18 protein-coding genes are annotated in these 18252 nt (G+C 63.9%); 5 read left to right on the top strand and 13 right to left on the bottom strand.

Annotated elements, in window-relative coordinates; all coding sequences use genetic code 11:
- Window positions 1–82 precede the first annotated feature (82 nt).
- Window positions 83–643: a TetR/AcrR family transcriptional regulator gene (locus LW136_RS15350; protein WP_102832575.1), complete on the top strand. Its 561-nt coding sequence runs from the start codon at window positions 83–85 to the stop codon at window positions 641–643.
- Window positions 644–674: 31 nt separating this feature from the next.
- On the opposite strand, the gene LW136_RS15355 is transcribed toward LW136_RS15350, so the two are convergent.
- Together LW136_RS15355 and LW136_RS15360 are read right to left on the bottom strand one after the other, a co-directional pair.
- Window positions 675–3755 (bottom strand): efflux RND transporter permease subunit, encoded by a 3081-nt coding sequence (locus LW136_RS15355; protein ID WP_102832576.1) that lies wholly within the window; start codon window positions 3753–3755, stop codon window positions 675–677.
- A 5-nt stretch (window positions 3756–3760) separates the two neighbouring features.
- Window positions 3761–4861 (bottom strand): efflux RND transporter periplasmic adaptor subunit, encoded by a 1101-nt coding sequence (locus LW136_RS15360; RefSeq protein WP_044315247.1) that lies wholly within the window; start codon window positions 4859–4861, stop codon window positions 3761–3763.
- A gap of 93 nt (window positions 4862–4954) precedes the next feature.
- Here LW136_RS15360 and LW136_RS15365 point away from each other — a divergent pair, with 93 nt between their 5' ends.
- Entirely contained in the window at window positions 4955–5590 is a 636-nt protein-coding gene (locus LW136_RS15365) for a TetR/AcrR family transcriptional regulator (RefSeq protein WP_044315248.1), read from the top strand.
- Between the two features lie 33 nt (window positions 5591–5623).
- Here LW136_RS15365 and LW136_RS15370 read toward each other — a convergent pair whose 3' ends face one another.
- From LW136_RS15370 to ppc, 7 genes are all read right to left on the bottom strand, one after another.
- Window positions 5624–6400: a class I SAM-dependent methyltransferase gene (locus LW136_RS15370; protein ID WP_044315249.1), complete on the bottom strand. Its 777-nt coding sequence runs from the start codon at window positions 6398–6400 to the stop codon at window positions 5624–5626.
- Window positions 6401–6465: 65 nt separating this feature from the next.
- Window positions 6466–7158: an extensin-like domain-containing protein gene (locus LW136_RS15375; RefSeq protein WP_044315250.1), complete on the bottom strand. Its 693-nt coding sequence runs from the start codon at window positions 7156–7158 to the stop codon at window positions 6466–6468.
- Between the two features lie 69 nt (window positions 7159–7227).
- Window positions 7228–8025, bottom strand: a complete 798-nt coding sequence (locus tag LW136_RS15380) for a DUF72 domain-containing protein (protein ID WP_044315251.1) — start codon at window positions 8023–8025, stop codon at window positions 7228–7230.
- 74 nt (window positions 8026–8099) lie between these two features.
- A complete protein-coding gene (locus LW136_RS15385) occupies window positions 8100–8444 on the bottom strand; it encodes a hypothetical protein (RefSeq protein WP_014820981.1) in 345 nt (114 codons plus the stop codon).
- Window positions 8445–8508: 64 nt separating this feature from the next.
- On the bottom strand, window positions 8509–9186 hold the full coding sequence (tsaB, locus tag LW136_RS15390) for a tRNA (adenosine(37)-N6)-threonylcarbamoyltransferase complex dimerization subunit type 1 TsaB (RefSeq protein ID WP_044315252.1): 678 nt from the start codon (window positions 9184–9186) through the stop codon (window positions 8509–8511).
- A 143-nt stretch (window positions 9187–9329) separates the two neighbouring features.
- Window positions 9330–9977 (bottom strand): adenylate kinase, encoded by a 648-nt coding sequence (adk, locus tag LW136_RS15395; protein WP_041014541.1) that lies wholly within the window; start codon window positions 9975–9977, stop codon window positions 9330–9332.
- Between the two features lie 245 nt (window positions 9978–10222).
- A complete protein-coding gene (ppc, locus tag LW136_RS15400) occupies window positions 10223–12862 on the bottom strand; it encodes a phosphoenolpyruvate carboxylase (RefSeq protein WP_044315253.1) in 2640 nt (879 codons plus the stop codon).
- Window positions 12863–13086: 224 nt separating this feature from the next.
- Here ppc and LW136_RS15405 point away from each other — a divergent pair, with 224 nt between their 5' ends.
- From LW136_RS15405 to lptF, 3 genes are all read left to right on the top strand, one after another.
- Entirely contained in the window at window positions 13087–13437 is a 351-nt protein-coding gene (locus LW136_RS15405; protein ID WP_044315254.1) for a hypothetical protein, read from the top strand.
- Window positions 13438–13724: 287 nt separating this feature from the next.
- Window positions 13725–14117, top strand: a complete 393-nt coding sequence (locus LW136_RS15410; protein ID WP_014820986.1) for a DUF4398 domain-containing protein — start codon at window positions 13725–13727, stop codon at window positions 14115–14117.
- Window positions 14118–14167: 50 nt separating this feature from the next.
- On the top strand, window positions 14168–14950 hold the full coding sequence (gene lptF / locus LW136_RS15415) for a lipotoxin F family OmpA-related lipoprotein LptF (RefSeq protein ID WP_044315255.1): 783 nt from the start codon (window positions 14168–14170) through the stop codon (window positions 14948–14950).
- 68 nt (window positions 14951–15018) lie between these two features.
- Here lptF and LW136_RS15420 read toward each other — a convergent pair whose 3' ends face one another.
- From LW136_RS15420 to LW136_RS15435, 4 genes are all read right to left on the bottom strand, one after another.
- Complete coding sequence (locus tag LW136_RS15420) at window positions 15019–15342, bottom strand: PA3694 family proteiin (protein WP_014820988.1); 324 nt, start codon at window positions 15340–15342, stop codon at window positions 15019–15021.
- A 58-nt stretch (window positions 15343–15400) separates the two neighbouring features.
- Entirely contained in the window at window positions 15401–16147 is a 747-nt protein-coding gene (locus LW136_RS15425; RefSeq protein ID WP_042926247.1) for a TIGR00266 family protein, read from the bottom strand.
- A gap of 62 nt (window positions 16148–16209) precedes the next feature.
- Window positions 16210–16869, bottom strand: coding sequence for a Bax inhibitor-1 family protein (locus tag LW136_RS15430; RefSeq protein ID WP_044315256.1), 660 nt, complete (start codon window positions 16867–16869; stop codon window positions 16210–16212).
- Window positions 16870–16911: 42 nt separating this feature from the next.
- A complete protein-coding gene (locus tag LW136_RS15435; protein WP_003283839.1) occupies window positions 16912–18207 on the bottom strand; it encodes a flavohemoglobin expression-modulating QEGLA motif protein in 1296 nt (431 codons plus the stop codon).
- Between the last annotated feature and the right edge of the window lie 45 nt (window positions 18208–18252).

Raw genomic sequence — 18252 nt, forward strand, 5'->3', positions numbered from 1 at the left:
ACTGCAAGCACCAACGCAAATCCATCCCAACTGGAGCAAGCCGCGAGCGCTCCCGCATAATGTCGAACCACAGGAGGTATCCATGGCATCGAACAAGCGCGACCAGTTGCTCAACACCGCAGAGAGTCTGTTCTATCGCGAGGGTTATCACGCCACCGGCATCGATCGCATCCTGGCCGAATCCGGCGTGGCCAAGATGACGCTGTACAAGCACTTCAAGTCCAAGGACGAGCTGATCCTGGCCGTGCTGGAAGCGCGCCACGAGCTGATGCTGACGCGCCTGCGCGAGCGTGCCACCAGACTGCCGCCGCGTGAGGCGCTACTGGGAATTTTCGATGGATTGCACGGAATGATTCACGGCAACGACGCCTTCTGCGGCTGCCTGTTCATCAACGCAGCGGCCGAATATCACGACCGCGACCACCCGATTCACCGCCGCTCCTCCGCCTACAAGGCAGAACTGCTGGCCTACCTTCGCGAGCTGCTGGAACGCCTGGATGCGCCACAGCCGCTGCAGCTGGCGCGCCAGCTGCAGTACCTGCTCGAAGGCGCGCTGAGCATGGCGCACATCGAAGGCCCGGGCGAGCAGGCGCGGGATGCCAAAGTCGCCGCCGAACGACTGCTCGAAGCCGCCGGCATCTAGGCGCGCCGCAGCGGGCGCGCCTAGATGCCGTTCAGAGGGTGCCGGCTTCGTCTTCCCGGACCTTGAACCAGGCGGCATACAGGGCCGGCAGGAACAGCAGCGTCAGCGCCGTGGCGACGATCAGGCCACCCATGATCGCCACCGCCATTGGCCCGAAGAAGATACTGCGCGACAACGGAATCATCGCCAACACCGACGCCAGCGCGGTCAGCACGATGGGCCGGAAGCGGCGCACCGTGGCATCGACGATAGCGGTGAAGCGCGCCTGACCGGCACCGATGTCCTGCTCGATCTGATCCACCAGAATCACCGAGTTACGCATGATCATCCCCGACAGCGCGATGGTGCCGAGCATCGCCACAAAGCCGAACGGCTGCCCGAACAGCAGCAGGAACAGTGCAACACCGATGATGCCCAGCGGCGCGGTGAGGAACACCATGGCCGAGCGCGAGAAACTCTTGAGCTGCGCCATCAACAGGGTCAGCACGACGATGACGAACAGCGGCATGCCGGCATTCACCGAACGCTGGCCGCGCTCGGAGTCCTCCACCGTTCCGCCGACCTCGAGCAGATAGCCGCCGGGCAACTGATCCCGGATGTCGGCCAGGGTCGGCTCGATCTCACGCACCAGTGCCGCCGGCTGCTGCTCTCCGTACACATCGGCGCGCACGGTGACCGTCGGCAGGCGGTTGCGATGCCAGATCACGCCCTCCTCGAATCCGTACTCGAGCGTCGCCACCTGCGACAGCGGCACGCTGCGCCCGCTCTCGGTGGGAATCGCCAGGCTCGGCAGCATCGACAGCTCGAGCCGCTCGCGCTCGGTGCCGCGCAGGAGGATCTCGATCAGCTCATTGTCCTCGCGGAACTGGCTGACGCTGCTGCCGGTGAAGGTGCGCCGCAGGAAGCCGGACAGCTCGGCGGTGGTCACGCCCAACGCACGGGCACGATCCTGATCGACGTTGAGCCGGACCATCTTGCTCGGCTCCTGCCAGTCCAGATGGACGTTGGCCACGTGCGGGTTCTCATTGACCTTGGCAGCGACCTGGCGAGCCAGCCCACGCACCACGTCGATATGCTCGCCGGTGACACGGAACTGCACCGGATAGCCCACCGGCGGGCCATTCTCCAGCCGCGTCACGCGACCGCGCAGGCTCGGGAAATCTTCGCGCATGCGTTCGATCAGCCAGGCGCGCAGGGACTCGCGGGACTCGATGCTGTCGGCCAGCACGACGAACTGGGCGAAGCTGGTCGCCGGCAGCTGCTGGTCCAGCGGCAGGTAGAAACGCGGCGAGCCGGTGCCGACGTAGGCCACATAGTTGTCGATGCCGGCCCGTTCCTTGAGCAGCTGTTCCAGCCGCGCCACCTCTGCTTCGGTCGCCTTCAACGAGGCGCCTTCGGCCAGTTTGAGATCGACCATCAGCTCCAAACGGCCGGAAGCGGGGAAGAACTGTTGCGGCACCAGACGGAACAGCACCACCGCGGCGACGAAGATCGCCAGGGTGAGCAGGATAACGGTCTTGCGCCGGCGCACGCAGAAGGTCACCACGCGCCGTACGCGCTGGTAGAACGGCGTTGCGTAAGGATCGTGGCCTTCACTGCTTGCGCCGTGCTTGTGTGCCGATTTTTTGGCCAGGTCCGGCAGCAGCTTTTCGCCGATCAGCGGCACGAACATCACCGCGGCGATCCAGGACGCGATGAGCGAAATGGCGACCACCTGGAAGATCGAACGGGTGTATTCGCCGGTACTGGAATTGGCAGTGGCGATCGGCAGGAAACCCGCCGCGGTGATCAGCGTGCCGGTCAGCATCGGGAATGCCGTGCTGGTCCAGGCGAAGCTGGCGGCCTTGAGGCGGTCGTAGCCTTGCTCCATCTTGATCGCCATCATCTCCACCGCAATGATCGCGTCGTCCACCATCAGCCCGAGAGCCAGGACCAGGGCGCCAAGGGAGATCTTGTGCAGGCCGATGTCCAGATAGCTCATGGCGGCGAAAGTCATCGCCAGCACCAGCGGAATCGACAGCGCGACCACCAGCCCGGTACGCACGCCTAGCGAGAAGAAACTCACCAGCAATACGATCACCAGCGCTTCGATCAACACCTTGACGAACTCACCTACGCTGGTCTTCACCGCAGCGGGCTGATCCGAGACCTTGCGCAGCTGCATCCCCGCCGGCAGCTCCTGCTGCAGGCGGGCGAACTCCTGCTCCAGTGCCTCGCCCAGCACCAGGATGTCGCCACCGCTTTTCATCGAAACCGCCAGCCCCAGTGCCGGCTCGCCCATGAAGCGCATGCGCGGCGCGGGCGGGTCGTTGAAGCCGCGATGTACCTCGGCAACATCACCGATACGGAAGGTGCGGCCAGCAACGCGGATGGGGAAATCACGAATCTCCTTGACCGTCTCGAAGCTGCCGGTGACGCGCAGCTGCACCCGATCGCTGATGGTCTCGACGAAACCGGCAGCCGTTACCGCGTTCTGCGCCTCCAGCGCCTGGCGCACGGCTTCCAGCGGGACGCCAAGCGTGGCCAGTTTGACGTTGGAGAGCTCGATCCAGATCTTCTCGTCCTGCAGGCCGATCAGCTCGACCTTGCCGACGTTCTTGACCCGCTGCAGCTGCAGCTGGATGCGGTCGGCGTAGTCCTTGAGGATCGCGTAGTCGAAACCGTCGCCGGTCAGGGCGTAGATGTTGCCGAAGGTGGTGCCGAACTCGTCGTTGAAGAAGGGCCCCTGCACACCGGGCGGAAAGGTGTGCTGGATGTCGCCGATCTTCTTGCGAATCTGGTACCAGAGGTCGGGAATGTCCTTCGAGCGCATCGAGTCGCGTGCCATGAAGGTGACATTGGATTCGCCCGGTCGGGAGAACGAGACGATGCGCTCGTACTCGCCGGTTTCCATCAGCTTCTTCTCGATGCGCTCGGTGACCTGGCGCGACACTTCCTCGGCGGTAGCGCCCGGCCATTGCGTCTGGATGACCATGGCCTTGAAGGTGAATGGCGGGTCCTCGCTCTGGCCGAGCTTGCTGTACGACAGCGCGCCGACGATCGCCAGCAGCAGCATCAGGTAGACGACGATCTGCCGGTTCTGCAGCGCCCAGGCGGAGAGATTGAAGCGCATCGCGATTACTCCTGGGCGGCCAGCTCGACGGGGCGATTGTGGCGATCCACCGGGCGAACCGGCTGGTTATCGCTGAGCATCTGCACCCCGGCCAGGACAATCCAGTCGTCGGCGCCCAGCCCTTCGAGGACCGGCACCAGCTGTTCGCCGAAGGGCCCGGTCCGAACCTCGACCCGCTCGACGGTGGAATCGGCTCTGAGCCGCCAGACATGCGCCCGGCCCTTTTCCGCACTCAGCGCTGACAGCGGCACCGCCAGCGACACTTCGCCATCGCGGCGAATGCTCACCAGCGCGCTCTGTCCCAGCTCGGCTGGCACCTCCTGTTCGCTGAAGGCAACACGCGCGGAATAGGTCCGCGACTGCGCATCGGCGGCTGGCGAGAGTTCGCGGATCTTGCCGAGATAGTGGCGCCCCGGTTGCGACCAGAGTTCGACCTCGACTTCCTGGCCAACCCGGTAGCGCTCCAGCGACTGCTCCGGCAGATCGATGGCCACTTCCCGCTCGCCATCGGCCGCCAGCACGAACGCGGTCTGCCCCGCGGCGACCACCTGCCCCACCTCGACTCGGCGCTGCGCGATCAGGCCGTCGCTGGTGGCGCGCAGTGCCGCGTAATCGACCTGATTGCTGGCCACATCGAATTCGGCGCGTGCCTGCTGCAGACGGGCAGCCGCGGCGCGATAGGCGTTGTCGGCGTTATCGAACTGCGACTGACTGACCAGCTGGCGACCGAGCAGCGCCTTGTAGCGGTCATGTTCCGCTTTGGCAACGCGCAGATTGGCTTCTGCGGCCGCCACCTGCGCGCGCATGCCGTCCAGTTGCAGCCGCACGTCCTGCGGATCTAGACGTGCCAGGGGCTGGTCCTTGCGTACGCGGTCGCCCGCTTCGACCAGCCGCTCGACGACCTTGCCGCCGATGCGGAAGGCCAGCTCAGGCTCGTAGCGCGCGTGCACTTCGCCGGGATAGCTCTCGCGTGCTTCGCTGGCCGGCTGCGGCTGCACCACCATGACCGGACGAGGCAGTTGCTGCGGCGGCTCGCCATTGCCGCAGGCGACTAGAACAAGTGCACAACCGAACATAGAGGCAAGGGACAAGGCATGTCGGAACACGATGAAGTCTCTCTGTCGCGAAGCGGATTGGAATACTTATACTGCGCGGTATAGTAAAAATACCGTACCAGCCAGTCCACTATTAAAACGCCCATGACAGAAATCCATTCCGTATCGCCTGGCCCCGGTCGCCCGAAGGACCCCGCCAAGCGCGAGGCGATCCTCACTGCCGCGCAGGTGTTGTTCCTCGGCAACGGCTACGAAGGCAGCAGCATGGAGGCCATCGCCGCCGAAGCTGGCGTTTCCAAGCTCACGCTGTACAGCCATTTCAAGGACAAGGAAGCGCTATTCAGCGCAGCCGTGAAGACCACCTGCGAGACACGCTTGCCGAGGCGGCTGTTTCAGGTGGAGGAAGATTGCGATATCGAAGAGCTGCTGCTGGCGATTGGCGGCGCCTTCAATGAACTGGTCAACAGCCCCGAGTCCATCGGCCTGCATCGGGTGATGGTGGCAATGGCGACGCAGAATCCGGGGCTGGTGAAGATGTTCTTCGATGCCGGCCCGCAACAGCTACTGTGCGATCTGCAACAGCTGTTCAGCAGGGCCGACGCGCTGGGCTTGTTGGAGATCGACGACCCACTGCGCGCCGCCGAGCATTTCTGCTCGCTGATCAAGGGTGCCCAGCATTTCCGCCTGCTGGTCGGCTATGCCGAAGCGCCAACCGATGAGGAAGGCAACCTGCACGTGCGGGACGCGGTGAGTGTATTTCTGCGCGCCTACCGCCGCTGAACTGAGCAAGCGAAAGGTTCGCGGACTGCGGAATCAGCCCTGAAGCTTCTTCTTCGGATAGATATCGTAGCGGCTGGATTTTCCTTCCAGACTGTAGCCGGGCTTGGCGCCTTCGATTGCCGGCGCCTTGCGCGGACGCTTGACCACCACACGATGGCTGGCCAGCTCCAGGGCCGCGGCCAGCAGTGCCGGCGCGTCCATATCGTCGCCGACGAAGGGCCGGAACAGGCGCATCTCCTTCTTCACCAGCGCACTCTTGTCGCGATGGGGAAACATCGGGTCGAGGTAGATGACCTGCGGCGCCTCCCCCTGCCACTGCGTCATCAGCTCGATGGCATTGCCCTTGAGCAGGGTCATCCGCGCGGCGATAGCACCCACCTCGGCGTCCCCGGTCGCGCGACCCAGACCATCCTCCAGCAGCGCGGCAATCAGCGGCTGGCGTTCGATCAGGCTCACTTCACAGCCCAGCGTCGCCAGCACGAAGGCATCGCGCCCGAGCCCCGCTGTAGCATCCAGCACCCGTGGCCGGATACCGGGCTGGACGCCCACGGCCTTGGCGATCATCTGCCCACTGCCACCACCGAACTGACGCCGGTGCGCTGCGGCCCCCTCGACGAAATCCACCCGTACCGGCCCCGGTGCCTGCGCCTCGAGCAACTGCAGCTGCAAGCCGTCCGCGCCAATCTGCAAAGCGAATTCGGCCGCGTCCTGAATTTCCGGCAAGTCGAGACGCTGCGCCCATTGATGGGCGGCAGCGGCGAACTGAGGAGTCAGCGGTTCGACTCGAACCACAGGGTTGCATGCGGACATGGGGCATCCAGCGGTGATGGAAAGCCGCGCATTGTGCCAGAGCATTCCAGGCTGCGCGCGAGCGTTCAGCGGCACATGCCGAAGCCGCCCATGTCGACGTGAAAGTGGTCGTGGTGGGCCGCGTTGTATTCCGGCCCGAGCGTCACGTTGAACGCATCGCAGGCCGCATCGCGAACCAGCCGCAGGAAACGCGCCTTGTCGCCCTCGCCCTGCCAGTCCCGAGCCACGGTGATGCGGGTGCCATCCTCAAGGCGAAAGCCCGCCATATCCAGCGCATTGGCGCTGGCGTGCTGGCTGCGGCGGTTGCTGCGGGCGATGTTGCGACAGGCAAAGCTGCCGAAGTGATCAATGCGCACCACCGGCTGCTCGAATACTGCCTGGGCCGCCGGCTGAAGCCCGTGCAACTCGAACATCGCATATGCCGCCGCCAGCGGACAGGTGGCGAGAAAAGGTCCGTTGAACCGCACGTCCGAGCCCTGCACCCGAACGCTGTTCTCGACCGGACAGCCGGGCTCCGGCGTGCTGTCCGGCACGGATGAATAACGCAGCGGCGCCGTGGCGAGCGCCTGTTCGCAGAGCGTTCGGTCCTGCTGCAGGCGCCGTAGCTTGAGTGGCGTCAACAGGTTTGGCGGCTCACGGATATCCAGCGGCGCCCAGGGGTTCCAGCGCGGCGGGATGTCGATCAGATCCTGCCGCACCGCCAGGGCGAAGCCGGCAAGCAGCAGCAACAGGAGAAGAAAGAAGCGGCCAAAGGTCATTCCTTATGGGCAACAGCCAACCCGCGAAGTTGAAAGGGATGTTTTACAAAACTGGTCGAAACCGCTCGCTCAGTCGGTCAGCAAGGACATCTGCGGCGCAGGGCGCAATGCAGGCAGGGCCGGCAGGCCGGGCAAGCGTTCGCTCAACAAGCCGTGAAAACGCATCGCCAGCTCGGGCGCACGATGATTGTCGGGGGTATGCAGATAGACGTGCGGCGTCTTGCCGGCCTCGATCCAACCAGCCACCTTGTCCAGCCAGGGCGCCATGAATGCGTCGTTCGTCTCCAGCTCGGGGTGACCGACGAAGCGCACCTGCGGCGAATCGCTGAATGCCACCGGGCGTACCGGCAGACGCGGCTTCTTGCTCTGCGCATGCAACACGGCGGGGTCGTGAGAGTGGCAGCTGAACAGCGCGCGGGTATCTAGGCAGATGCGCTCGATGCCGCGATCACGCAGCAATCGGTTCAACGCGCGCTCGCCATCCCCTCGGTCGAAGAATCCGGGATGCCGCACCTCGATCGCCAGCGCTGCGTCGAAGCCATCGATGAACGCCGCAAGCTCGCTCAATCTGGATGGCCCAACGCTGGCGGGCAGTTGCAGCCAGAACGGCGTTACCCTTCGCCCCAATGGCAGCAACAGCCGCTGGAAGGCATGTGCCTGCTCCAGCGCCGCACGCAGATCGCCGGCCTGGCTGACATCGCGGGGAAATTTGGCACAGAAGCGGAAGCTCTCGGGCATCTCGCCGGCCCAACGCTGGACCTTCTGCTCCGATGGCCAGGCGTACAGCGTGGTATTGCCCTCGACTGTATTGAAGGTGGAACAGTAGGCGGCAAGGAAATCGGAAGCCGGCGTAGCCGTCTGGTACAACGAGCCGAGCCAGGCACTCTCGTTCCAAGAGGGACAACCGATGTAATAGGGAAGCTCTGGCAGATCGAACCGCCTCAGGCGTAGAGGTCGAGCCCGAGCACCTCTGCGCCGTCGAACTCGACGCTCATGCTGGCGGTGCTGGCGTAGCTGGCCAGCGCCTGGGCCACGCGACTGGTCAGTGGGCGCTCGGGCTGCGGCTCGTCATAGCGGAATGCGGAGTAGCGTTCGACCAGCGCGCTGGAATTGACCCGCTGCTGCGGACGATCAGCCTGGGGCTGGTAATCCTGACCGGAGCGGCTGTCGACCCCGCGCTGCGCCTGCGCGACCCGCTGCGTTTCCCCATAGCTATCCGCCGCCCTGCCGGTACGGGCAGAACGATCCGTTGAATAGGGAACGGGAAAGGAGCTTTCGACGCGCATCATTGGACTCGATCAGAGGCCCGGCGACTCTAACGGGCAGCCAGGAGTTTGGCAACGTTCCTCGTCATTTGATCCCTTTAGGCGTCGCAACATTGTCCCGCAGGTAGACCGGCTGGGCCTGATCGGCCTCCAGCGCCTCGCCTCGGCGCCAGGCGAAACTAGCCAGACTCAGCAGATCTTCGGCATGCGGCAGCATCCCGGCGTCGTGCGCACGTACGGCCGCGGTTATCCGCTCGGCGTAACCCCAGCCGGTACCGGCGCCGAACCAGTCGTCACCTGCATCGCGCGGCAGCACGGCCTGCTCGGGCGGTAGCACGGCCTCACTGCCGACCAGCTGCATCTCCCCGGCCTGCTCGCGATAACAGCCCCAGTAGACCTCGTCCATGCGCGCATCGATGGCCGCCGCGACCTGCGCTGCGCCGTGCTCACGCCAGGCCCGTTGGGCAATGGTCGCGAGGGTCGAAACCGGCAGCACCGGCCGCTGCAACGCGAACGCCAGGCCCTGCACCACACCGATGGCAATCCGCACGCCGGTAAAGGCACCTGGCCCCCGCCCGAAAGCGATGGCATCCACCGCGGACAGCGCAACCCCGGCCTCGCCGAGCAGCGTCTGCACCATCGGCAGCAGCCGCTGGGCATGCAGGCGCGGAATCACCTCGTAGTGACTCAGCACCTTGCCGTCGTGCAACAGCGCGACTGAGCAGGCTTCGGTGGCAGTATCCAGGGCCAGCAGAGTGGTCATCGGGTCGGTCCGGTCGGTAAAAAGGCGCCGATTCTAACGTATTCGCGGAGCGGGTTCTTTCGCGCCTGTCCTGATCTCCGGGCAAAAAAATGCCCGTATCTTTCGATACGGGCATTTCTATCGCTCGTGCCAGGCAGCTTCGATCAGCTCAGTGCAGCGAACACCTTGGCCGTAATCTCGTCCACCGAACCGACACCTTCGATGCAGCTGTACTTCGGCGTGCCTTCCGCGGCTGCCAGGCTCTGGTAAAAGTCCACCAGCGGCTTGGTCTGCGCATGGTAGACGGACAGGCGATGACGCACGGTCTCTTCCTTGTCGTCTTCGCGCTGGATCAGCTCATCGCCGGTTTCGTCGTCCTTGCCAGCAACCTTCGGTGGGTTGTGCTCGGTGTGATAGACGCGGCCGGAAGCCGGATGCACACGGCGACCCGCGATGCGGCCGACGATCTCCTCGTCGTCCACGGCGATCTCGATCACGTTATCGATGCGCACGCCTGCTTCCTTCAAAGCTTCGGCCTGCGGAATGGTGCGCGGGAAGCCGTCGAAGAGGAAGCCATTGGCGCAATCCGGCTGCGCGATGCGCTCCTTGACCAGGTTGATGATCAGGTCATCGGAAACCAGGCCACCGGCATCCATCACGCTCTTGGCCTTGAGGCCCAGCTCGGTGCCCGCCTTGACTGCGGCACGCAGCATGTCGCCCGTGGAGATCTGCGGAATACCGAATTTTTTGGTAATGAAGCCAGCCTGGGTACCTTTTCCGGCACCGGGCGCTCCCAGCAGAATCACACGCATGATGAGTCCTCGAGTTTCTTAGAAGGGGGGCGATCCTGCCAGCGGGCCGGAGTGGCTCTTCGCTGACGAATCAAAAATTCTGGTTTGCCGCCATGCGACAAAAGGTTGAACACGATACACAGCGCACCGAGGCGGCACAAGCCGTCCCGAAAGCGTCTATCGACCCGCATAAATGTCGCGATTCGACGCGAGTTGCGCTCAACGACTACGCATCGCGCAGCCGTTGAGCGCCGGGAACCGCCACTTCAGCCCGTGTTGCGCAAGCCCGCCGCGATACCCGCCACACTGACCAGCAGCGCCTGCTCGAGCGGGCTGTCTGCCGGGTTCTGCTGCTGCCTTGAGCGAGCCAGCAGTTCTATCTGCAGCAGGTGCAACGGATCAAGATAGGTGTTGCGCAGACTGAACGCCTCCTGGGTCTTCGGGCTGTGGTCGAGCAGATCGGCCTGGCCGGTCACGCTCAGCACAGCGCCGACCACCTGCGACAATCGGTCACGCAAATCGCTACCAAGGGAAAGCAGTTCCGGCTGCACCAGGCGCTCATCGTAACGCCTTGCGATATCGGCATCGGCCTTGGCCAGCACCATTTCCAGCATGTCGATGCGCGTAGTGAAGAACGGCCATCGCGCACGCATTTCGGCCAGCCGCTCGCCCTCGCCGCGCGTCAGTGCGCTCTGCAGCGCCTGCTCCCACCCAAGCCAGGCGGGCAGCATCAGCCGCGTTTGCGTCCAGGCGAAAATCCAGGGAATCGCCCGCAGGCTTTCCACCCCACCCTCGCGACGTTTGGAGGGGCGACTGCCCAACGGCAAACGGCCCAGTTCCAGCTCGGGTGTCGCCTGGCGGAAGTAATCGACGAACTGCGGATGCTCGCGTACCACGCCACGATAGGCCGCCACCCCTTCGGTGGACAGGCGATCCATGGTCTCACGCCAGTCGGCCTCGGGCATCGGCGGCGGCAACAGAGTCGCCTCGAGCACCGCGGCGAGGTACAGGTTGAGGTTCTGCTCGGCGATGTCCGGCAAGCCGAATTTGAAGCGAATCATTTCGCCCTGTTCGGTGGTACGGAAGCGCCCGACAACCGAGCCCGGCGGCTGCGACAGAATCGCCGCATGCGCCGGGCCACCGCCACGCCCCACGGTGCCGCCGCGGCCATGGAACAGCAACAGTTCGACGTCGTGCTCCCGGCATACGTCCACCAGCCGTTCCTGAGCGCGGTACTGGGCCCAGGCGGCGGCAGTGGTGCCAGCATCCTTGGCCGAGTCGGAGTAGCCGATCATCACCTCCTGCGGGCCATGCAGACGCTGGCGATACCCGGGCAGCGCGAGCAGGCGGTCGATGATCGGCGCGGCGTTGTTCAGGTCATCCAGGGTTTCGAACAGCGGCACCACACGCATCGGTCGCTGCAGGCCGGCTTCCTTGAGCAGCAACTGCACGGCGAGTACATCGGAGGCCGCATGGGCCATGGAAATGACATAGGAGCCAAGTGACGCCGCTGGCGCCTCGGCGATCACCGCGCAGGTGGCGAGCACCTCGGCGGTATCGGCCGACGGATGATAATGCGCCGGCAGCAGCGGGCGGCGATTGCCCAGTTCAAGCTGCAGCCAGTCCAGTCGCCGCTGCTCGTCCCACGCCTGATAGTCGCCCAGCCCGAGGTAATCGGTGATTTCCGCCAGCGCTGCGGCATGCCGTGCCGCGTCCTGGCGAATGTCCAGCCGTACCAGGAACAGCCCGAACACGGCCAGTCGCCGCAGGCAGTCAAGCAGCGCGCCATCGGCGATCATGCCCATCCCGCGGGCATGCAACGAGCGGTAGCAGAGTTCCAGCGGCCGACGCAGCTCGGCGCAGTCCTGCAGCACTTCCGCCGGAGCCGGCTGGCCATGCTCGATGGCTGCTCGCGCCCACTCCCGGGTCGCCCGCAGGCGTTGACGCAGGGGCTTGAGCAGGACCCGGTACGGCTCGGCCGAATCACCGGTCAGACGCAGCAGTTCCTCACTGGCTTCGCTCATCGACAATGCGGTGATCAACCCTTCGATCTCCCGCAGGTACAGATCGGCAGCCACCCAGCGCGCAGTCAGCAACACTTCGCGGGATACCATCGCGGTCACGTTCGGGTTGCCGTCGCGGTCGCCGCCCATCCAGGAGGCGAAGCGGATCGGCGCGGCCTCCAGTGGCAGGTGCAGCCCGGTCGTCCGCCTGAGCGTCGCATCGGTCTGGCGCAATACATTGGGTACGGCCTTCCACAGCGAGTTCTCGATGGCGGCGAAGCCCCACCGCGCCTCTTCCACCGGCGTCGGTCGGTTGCGACGGATTTCCTCGGTGTGCCAGACCTCGGCGATCAGGCGCTGCAGCTGCAGCTCGATCTTCGCCTGCTCGGCGCCGGAGAGGTCGGTGTGGTCCCGTGCGGCCAGCTGTTCGGCGATGGCGTCGTACTTCTGGATCAACGTGCGCCGTGAAACTTCGGTGGGGTGCGCTGTCAGCACCAGTTCGATTTCCAGGCGGCTGACCTGCCGTGCAATGAACTCGTCGCCGTGTCCGGCGGCCTTGAGGCGTTCGATCAGATCGGCGAACACGCTGGTTTCGAACGGTACCGGCTCGCCTGCCGTACGGCGACGAACCTGATGGTACTGCTCGGCGATATTGGCTAGGTTGAGGAACTGGTTGAACGCCCGTGTCATCGGCAGCAGTTCATTCTCGTCAAGGCTGTCGAGCGTCTCGGACAGCAGTTGCGCACCCTCGGCCGAGCCTTTGCGTGCCGCCTTGGCGCCTTTGCGGATGCGTTCGATCTTGTCGAAGAACTGGTCGCCATGCTGGGCGCGAATGGTGTTGCCGAGCAGTTCGCCAAGCAGGTGTACGTTGTCGCGCAGGCGCGCGTCGATGATTTTCGCCATGACCTTCTTGCTCCTCCTGGGCTGCCGCCTTCACATGAGCGACTCGCCGCTGCTTATCAGACGCGCCGCGGAGAAAACGATCCTGAACGGCTACGCTGAAATTACCTCCAACCAGAGTGCCCACCGCATCCGGTCATGACAAGGCGTCAACGCCGACGACCCTGTTGCGGACAGCACGATTGCACATGTCATCACCGCTCGTAAGCGCGGGCAAAGGAGTAATCATGAGAATTTCCGAGCTGGTCAGCCATTGGGAACGCGACGCCAAGGGTCACATGAGCCAGACAACCTACAGCATTCCGCTGGACGTCGAGAGCGCGGCGCGGCTCGCGGCCCTCGCCGAGATGTACCCCAAGCGCAGCACCGAAGCGCTGCTCGGCGAGCTGGTTGGTGCGGCCCTCGAAGCCGTCGAAACCAGCCTTCCGTATGAGCGCGGCACCCAGGTCATCGCCACTGACGAACAGGGCGACCCGGTCTACGAAGACATCGGGCCCACCCCGCGCTTTCTCGAGCTCTCGCGCAAACATCTCAAGCGCATGCTCGACGAGGAAGCGTCTTCTACCCCACCGGCCTGACCCGAAAGCGCACCCTGTACGCTCGGCGCCCGCTCAGGGCGCCATCACACAGGTCACCCTTGTTGCATACGCCCGCCCTGCCCGCGCAGGCCAGTCCCCACCCCGTTAATACCGCGCTGGTAGCGGATTCCCCGATGACAACCGCTCTAGCCCGCCAACTTTCACTGAACGATTAGCGCCATTTGGCCTCACAAAGATATGTCCCGACATCGGTAGTGCCCTATTCAGCACACTGCCCGGCCAGGGACGGTAGCTATTCGTTGAGCAATTCGAACTGGAGACTGACCATGAACAAAGCTGTCGCAACCCACGCTTCGAGATTTCAGCTACCCAAGCTGGCGGCCATTGCACTTGGTGGCCTGCTGCTGACCGCATGCGCCGGCAACCCACCGACCGAGCAGTTCGCCGTGACTGAATCGGCCGTGCGCAGCGCCGTAAGCGCTGGTGGTACCGAGTATGCCGCAGTGGAAATGCGCGCCGCGCAGGAAAAGTGGAAAGAGGCCGAACTGGCCATGCAGAAAGAAAACTACGAACAAGCCCGCAAGCTGGCCGAACAGGCCGAATGGGATGCCCGCGTAGCCCAACGCAAGGCTGAAGCGGCGAAGGCTCAGAAGGCCGTCGAAGATGCGCAGCAGGGGATTCAGGAATTGCGCGAAGAAGGCATGCGCAACGTTCGCTGATTCCTCGCCACGCCCGCCATTCCGTTTATAGCCAATAGGATGAACTCGTCATGCACAAGCTTGTAACCCTACCTACCATGCTGGCCCTGAGCATCGGCCTAGTGGCCTGCGCCAACCAGCCCAATCAGAACCTTGAAGAGGCGCGCAGCAGCTTCTCCGCTCTGCAGAGCGACGCCCGCTCAAGCAAGGTCGCAGCCCTGGAAACCCAGGACGCCAGCAACATGCTGGACAAGGCCAACAAGGCATATCTGAACGATGCCGACGAAGAAACGGTGGATCAGCTGGCCTACCTGACCAAGCGCCGCATCGAACTGGCCGAGCAGACTATTGCCCTGCGCGCGGCCGAAAAGGATCTCGGCAAGGCCTCCGCGCAGCGCGCCGAAGCCCGCCTCGAAGCCCGGGACGCGCAGATCCGCAAGCTGCAGGAGGACATGCAGGCCAAGCAGACCGAGCGCGGCACCCTGGTGACCTTCGGTGACGTTCTGTTCGACCTGGACAAGGCCGAACTTAAACCGGCCGGTATGCGCGGCATCCAGAAGCTCGCTGAGTTCCTGAACGAGAATCCGGAGCGCAAGGTGGTAGTCGAGGGTTATACCGACAGCACCGGCTCCGACTCTTACAACCAGCAGCTTTCCGAGCGCCGCGCCCAATCCGTGCGCCGCGCATTGACCCACGCGGGCGTCGATCCACAGCGCATCCAGGCGGTGGGCTATGGCGAGCAATACCCGGTTGCGAGCAACGACTCGCCGTCCAGCCGCGCGATGAATCGCCGCGTCGAGGTGACTATCTCCAACGACAGCCAGCGCGTCGCGCCACGTTCGTCGATGGAGTGACCACGGACCGTGGGCATGGCGAGCTGATGCCCTGCCCCTTTAGCAGCCCGTCGCCCTGACGGGCTGTTTTATTTGCTCTCCTGCGGCGCATCCTGACCCATGCAGCGCACGGCGCGCTTCTTCCTGTCGACCAGCACGCCTGTCAGGCCCTTCTGTTCGGTATCGAACAGCACCAGCACACCATCGATGCACTGAGCCACCTGCGACGCCGGCTTCAGCGATACCCGGTAATCCTCGCCGGGAACGGTCTTGAGCATGGTGTAGTCAGCCAGCAGCAACGCATCCTCTGGCTTGGCGATATGCACGTAGCCGTAATAGGACAGCACCGCAACCGTGCCAAGCACGCTGCCGATGGCGGTCAGGATCAGGGGAATGGGATTGCGTTCGGACATGGACGGTCTCATCGAGGCAAAGAGGCGCATTGTGACAAATTCGAAGGTCGCCTGCGGCTCATTTACCGCCGGCGCGGGTTTCACCGCGGGCCTGTGAGGTCGCCTCGTAGACCCGCTCGGCCAGGCGCGAGAAGGGCAGGCTCTGGATCCAGACGCTGCCGGTGCCCTTGAGGGTGGTGAGCAGCAGCCCTTCGCCACCGAACAGCATGCTCCGGAGGCCGCCGGCAAGCTGGATGTCGTAGTCGATGCCCTGCGTGAAGGCCACCAGGCAGCCGGTATCCAGCCGCAGGGTTTCGTTGTTCAGCTCCTTGCGAATCACGGTGCCGCCGGCATGCACGAACGCCAGTCCATCGCCTTCCAGGCGCTGCAGGATGAATCCCTCACCACCGAAAAAGCCTGCGCCGATGCGCTTGCTGAAGCTTATGCCGATGCGCGTGCCATAAGCCGCGCAGAGAAAGGCATCCTTCTGACAAAACAGCTTGCCGCCCACGGCAGCAAGATCAATCGGTACCACTGTGCCCGGATAAGGCGCGGCGAAGGCCACGCGTGCCTTGGCCTTGCTTTCATTGGTGAAGTGAGTGAGGAACAGTGACTCGCCGGTGAACATGCGCTTGCCCGCGCCCCACAACTTGCCGAGCACGCCGCTCGCCGAACCGTCGCCCATGCGCGCTTCGAAACGCACGCCGTCGGTCATGTAGTTCATTGCTCCGGCTTCGGCGATCACCGTCTCGTCTGGATCGAGGATGATTTCCACGCTTTGCGCGGACTGACCGAGGATTTCGTATTCGAGTTCGTGGCTGGACACGGCGAGCTCCTGAAGCGATCGGGTTGCGGCGCTGCAAGGATGCGGCAGCGTCCCGCCGTTGCCTATTTGCGCCCGAGAATGCGCAGGATACGCAGGAACAGGTTGATGATGTCCATATAGAGCGCGGCTGCGCTGTCAATCGCATTGTCCAGCGTCTTGGGGATCTGATTCGCCCGGCCCCAGTCCACGCCGACATAGCCGCAGAAGATCAGCACGACGATCCAGTCGATCACGCCGTGATGAATGCCGAGGATGAACACCTCGACCAACTCGACGACGATCACCAGCAACAACGCCACTGTCAGCGCACCGGCGATGCTGGCGAAGAACTTCGGAAACAGCGTGCCGAGCAGCATCATGCCCAGGGTAACCAGCGCGGTGATGCGTATCGCCTCATGCACCAGAGAGGCGTCGTAGCGGCTCACCACCAGGTTGACGATGAGTCCGAACGGCACCACGACCAGGTTGTAGCCGACAAAACTCACCCAGGGCTGGTTCGAACGATGAAACAGCCAGGCGCCGGTGAGGCAGCTGGCGAAGTAGCCGCCAAAGAACAGCCAGGGATGGATGCTGCGAATGGACTCGACCGGGATGTTGCCGACCATCCACCAGTTGACCCAGAAGCCCCAACAGAGCGTGAGGCCAATGACGAGGTTATACGCAGCGGGGGAGAGTGTGCGATCCATCGGGTTCGCACGCCGGGCAAAGACGGAGTTTTCCATATCGTTACGCTTCCTTGCGTGAGTGATGTCGGATATTCGGGATCAGAGAATGTTCGCGTAGTCGGCTTCGATGCGATCCAGGCTCAGGTGATTGAGAAAGTTGGAGAAGCACATCCAGGCCGACAGCGCATTGAGGTCCTGAAATTGCTGCGGCAGATACTTGGGCGGGACGACCATGCCCTCGTCCACCAGCTGGCGCAGCGTGCGCATGTCCTCAAGCGTGGTCTTGCCGCAGAACAGCAGCGGGATCTGCTCCAGCCGGCCTTTGCGCACGGCTAGCTGGATGTAGTTGTAGATCATGATGAAGCCCTTCAGGTAGGACAGGTCCTTGGTGAAGGGCAAACCATCGGGGGTCGAGCCGCGGAACACCCGGCTGGCATTGCTGTAGCAGTCGTCGTCGCCATATCCCTGCTCGCGGAAGAAGGCGAACACGTCGAGGAAATCCGCGCCCTCCTCGGCCATGTGGATGGCGCGGGTGCGGTTGGTCAGCTTGCGCAGGCGCGTCGGGTAGGAGGCGAAGGCAATCACCTCCATCAGGATTGCCAGGCCTTCCTGGGTAACCGTTGAAGACGGCGGCCCCTTGGCGAGGAAGGTGCAGATCGGCTGGTTCTGCCCGTTGAGCGTGGTGCCGACGTGCACCAGGCCTTCGTGAACCTCCAGCGCGCGCACGTCACGCTCGTTGAACAGCGCGTCGCTGCGGATCTTGATGTAGTCGGCGCCCGCTGCCGCATCGGCGAGGATGCCGTCGGACTCGAAAACACGGATCACGCCCTCGCCTTCGCCGAACACCACATCCAGCCGCTTCTGCAGCAGCTCGACGGCCTGCGGCGCGGTGAGATTCTTCGGCTCGTCACGCAGATCGCCACGGTCGGCGATGTTGTTCAGGTAGTCGGAGAGCATAAGGCCGAGGTCGGCCAGGGTTGGATCGCCAGCATGGAAGGCGTCGGATGCCGCGCCGTAGAGCTCCTGGGAGATCATGCCGAAGTCCGGTGTGCCACGCGCCTCGAGCATGCGGATAACCATGCGGTATTCCTTACACATGCGCCGCATGATCTGCCCGACCGGGTTGAACTGACCGAGCTGACGGGTGATGTCGCGCTCGATGTCCTGGAATTCCTGCTTCTTGGCGCTGGAATCGAAGGCCAGTGGCCGGCCCTCGTAGTAGCCGCGATCGATCTTCGGCAGCTCGCGGCCCTTGGCGGCGAAAAAACCCTGGCGGGTATTCTCGTCCCACTTCACCGCGTCCAGTACGCGCACTGGCGTCTGCGCCTCGACGATGCGGTCGGACAGCCCGCGCACGATGGTCTGATACTCATCCAGGTTGTTACGGCTGTTCATCAGTCCCTCTTCACGGATGACCCGTACCCTTGAGGTTATACCCGC

It is taken from the genome of Stutzerimonas kunmingensis, from assembly GCF_021432085.1.
Lineage (GTDB): Bacteria > Pseudomonadota > Gammaproteobacteria > Pseudomonadales > Pseudomonadaceae > Stutzerimonas.

Bases quoted from the DNA above. Each gene is read 5' to 3' on its own strand.
- LW136_RS15350 (WP_102832575.1), top strand. From the start codon at position 83: ATGGCATCGAACAAGCGCGACCAGTTGCTCAACACCGCAGAGAGTCTG.
- LW136_RS15355 (WP_102832576.1), bottom strand. From the start codon at position 3,755: ATGCGCTTCAATCTCTCCGCCTGGGCGCTGCAGAACCGGCAGATCGTC.
- LW136_RS15365 (WP_044315248.1), top strand. From the start codon at position 4,955: ATGACAGAAATCCATTCCGTATCGCCTGGCCCCGGTCGCCCGAAGGAC.
- LW136_RS15370 (WP_044315249.1), bottom strand. From the start codon at position 6,400: ATGTCCGCATGCAACCCTGTGGTTCGAGTCGAACCGCTGACTCCTCAG.
- LW136_RS15375 (WP_044315250.1), bottom strand. From the start codon at position 7,158: ATGACCTTTGGCCGCTTCTTTCTTCTCCTGTTGCTGCTGCTTGCCGGC.
- LW136_RS15385 (WP_014820981.1), bottom strand. From the start codon at position 8,444: ATGCGCGTCGAAAGCTCCTTTCCCGTTCCCTATTCAACGGATCGTTCT.
- tsaB (WP_044315252.1), bottom strand. From the start codon at position 9,186: ATGACCACTCTGCTGGCCCTGGATACTGCCACCGAAGCCTGCTCAGTC.
- adk (WP_041014541.1), bottom strand. From the start codon at position 9,977: ATGCGTGTGATTCTGCTGGGAGCGCCCGGTGCCGGAAAAGGTACCCAG.
- ppc (WP_044315253.1), bottom strand. From the start codon at position 12,862: ATGGCGAAAATCATCGACGCGCGCCTGCGCGACAACGTACACCTGCTT.
- LW136_RS15405 (WP_044315254.1), top strand. From the start codon at position 13,087: ATGAGAATTTCCGAGCTGGTCAGCCATTGGGAACGCGACGCCAAGGGT.
- LW136_RS15410 (WP_014820986.1), top strand. From the start codon at position 13,725: ATGAACAAAGCTGTCGCAACCCACGCTTCGAGATTTCAGCTACCCAAG.
- lptF (WP_044315255.1), top strand. From the start codon at position 14,168: ATGCACAAGCTTGTAACCCTACCTACCATGCTGGCCCTGAGCATCGGC.
- LW136_RS15420 (WP_014820988.1), bottom strand. From the start codon at position 15,342: ATGTCCGAACGCAATCCCATTCCCCTGATCCTGACCGCCATCGGCAGC.
- LW136_RS15430 (WP_044315256.1), bottom strand. From the start codon at position 16,869: ATGGAAAACTCCGTCTTTGCCCGGCGTGCGAACCCGATGGATCGCACA.
- LW136_RS15435 (WP_003283839.1), bottom strand. From the start codon at position 18,207: ATGAACAGCCGTAACAACCTGGATGAGTATCAGACCATCGTGCGCGGG.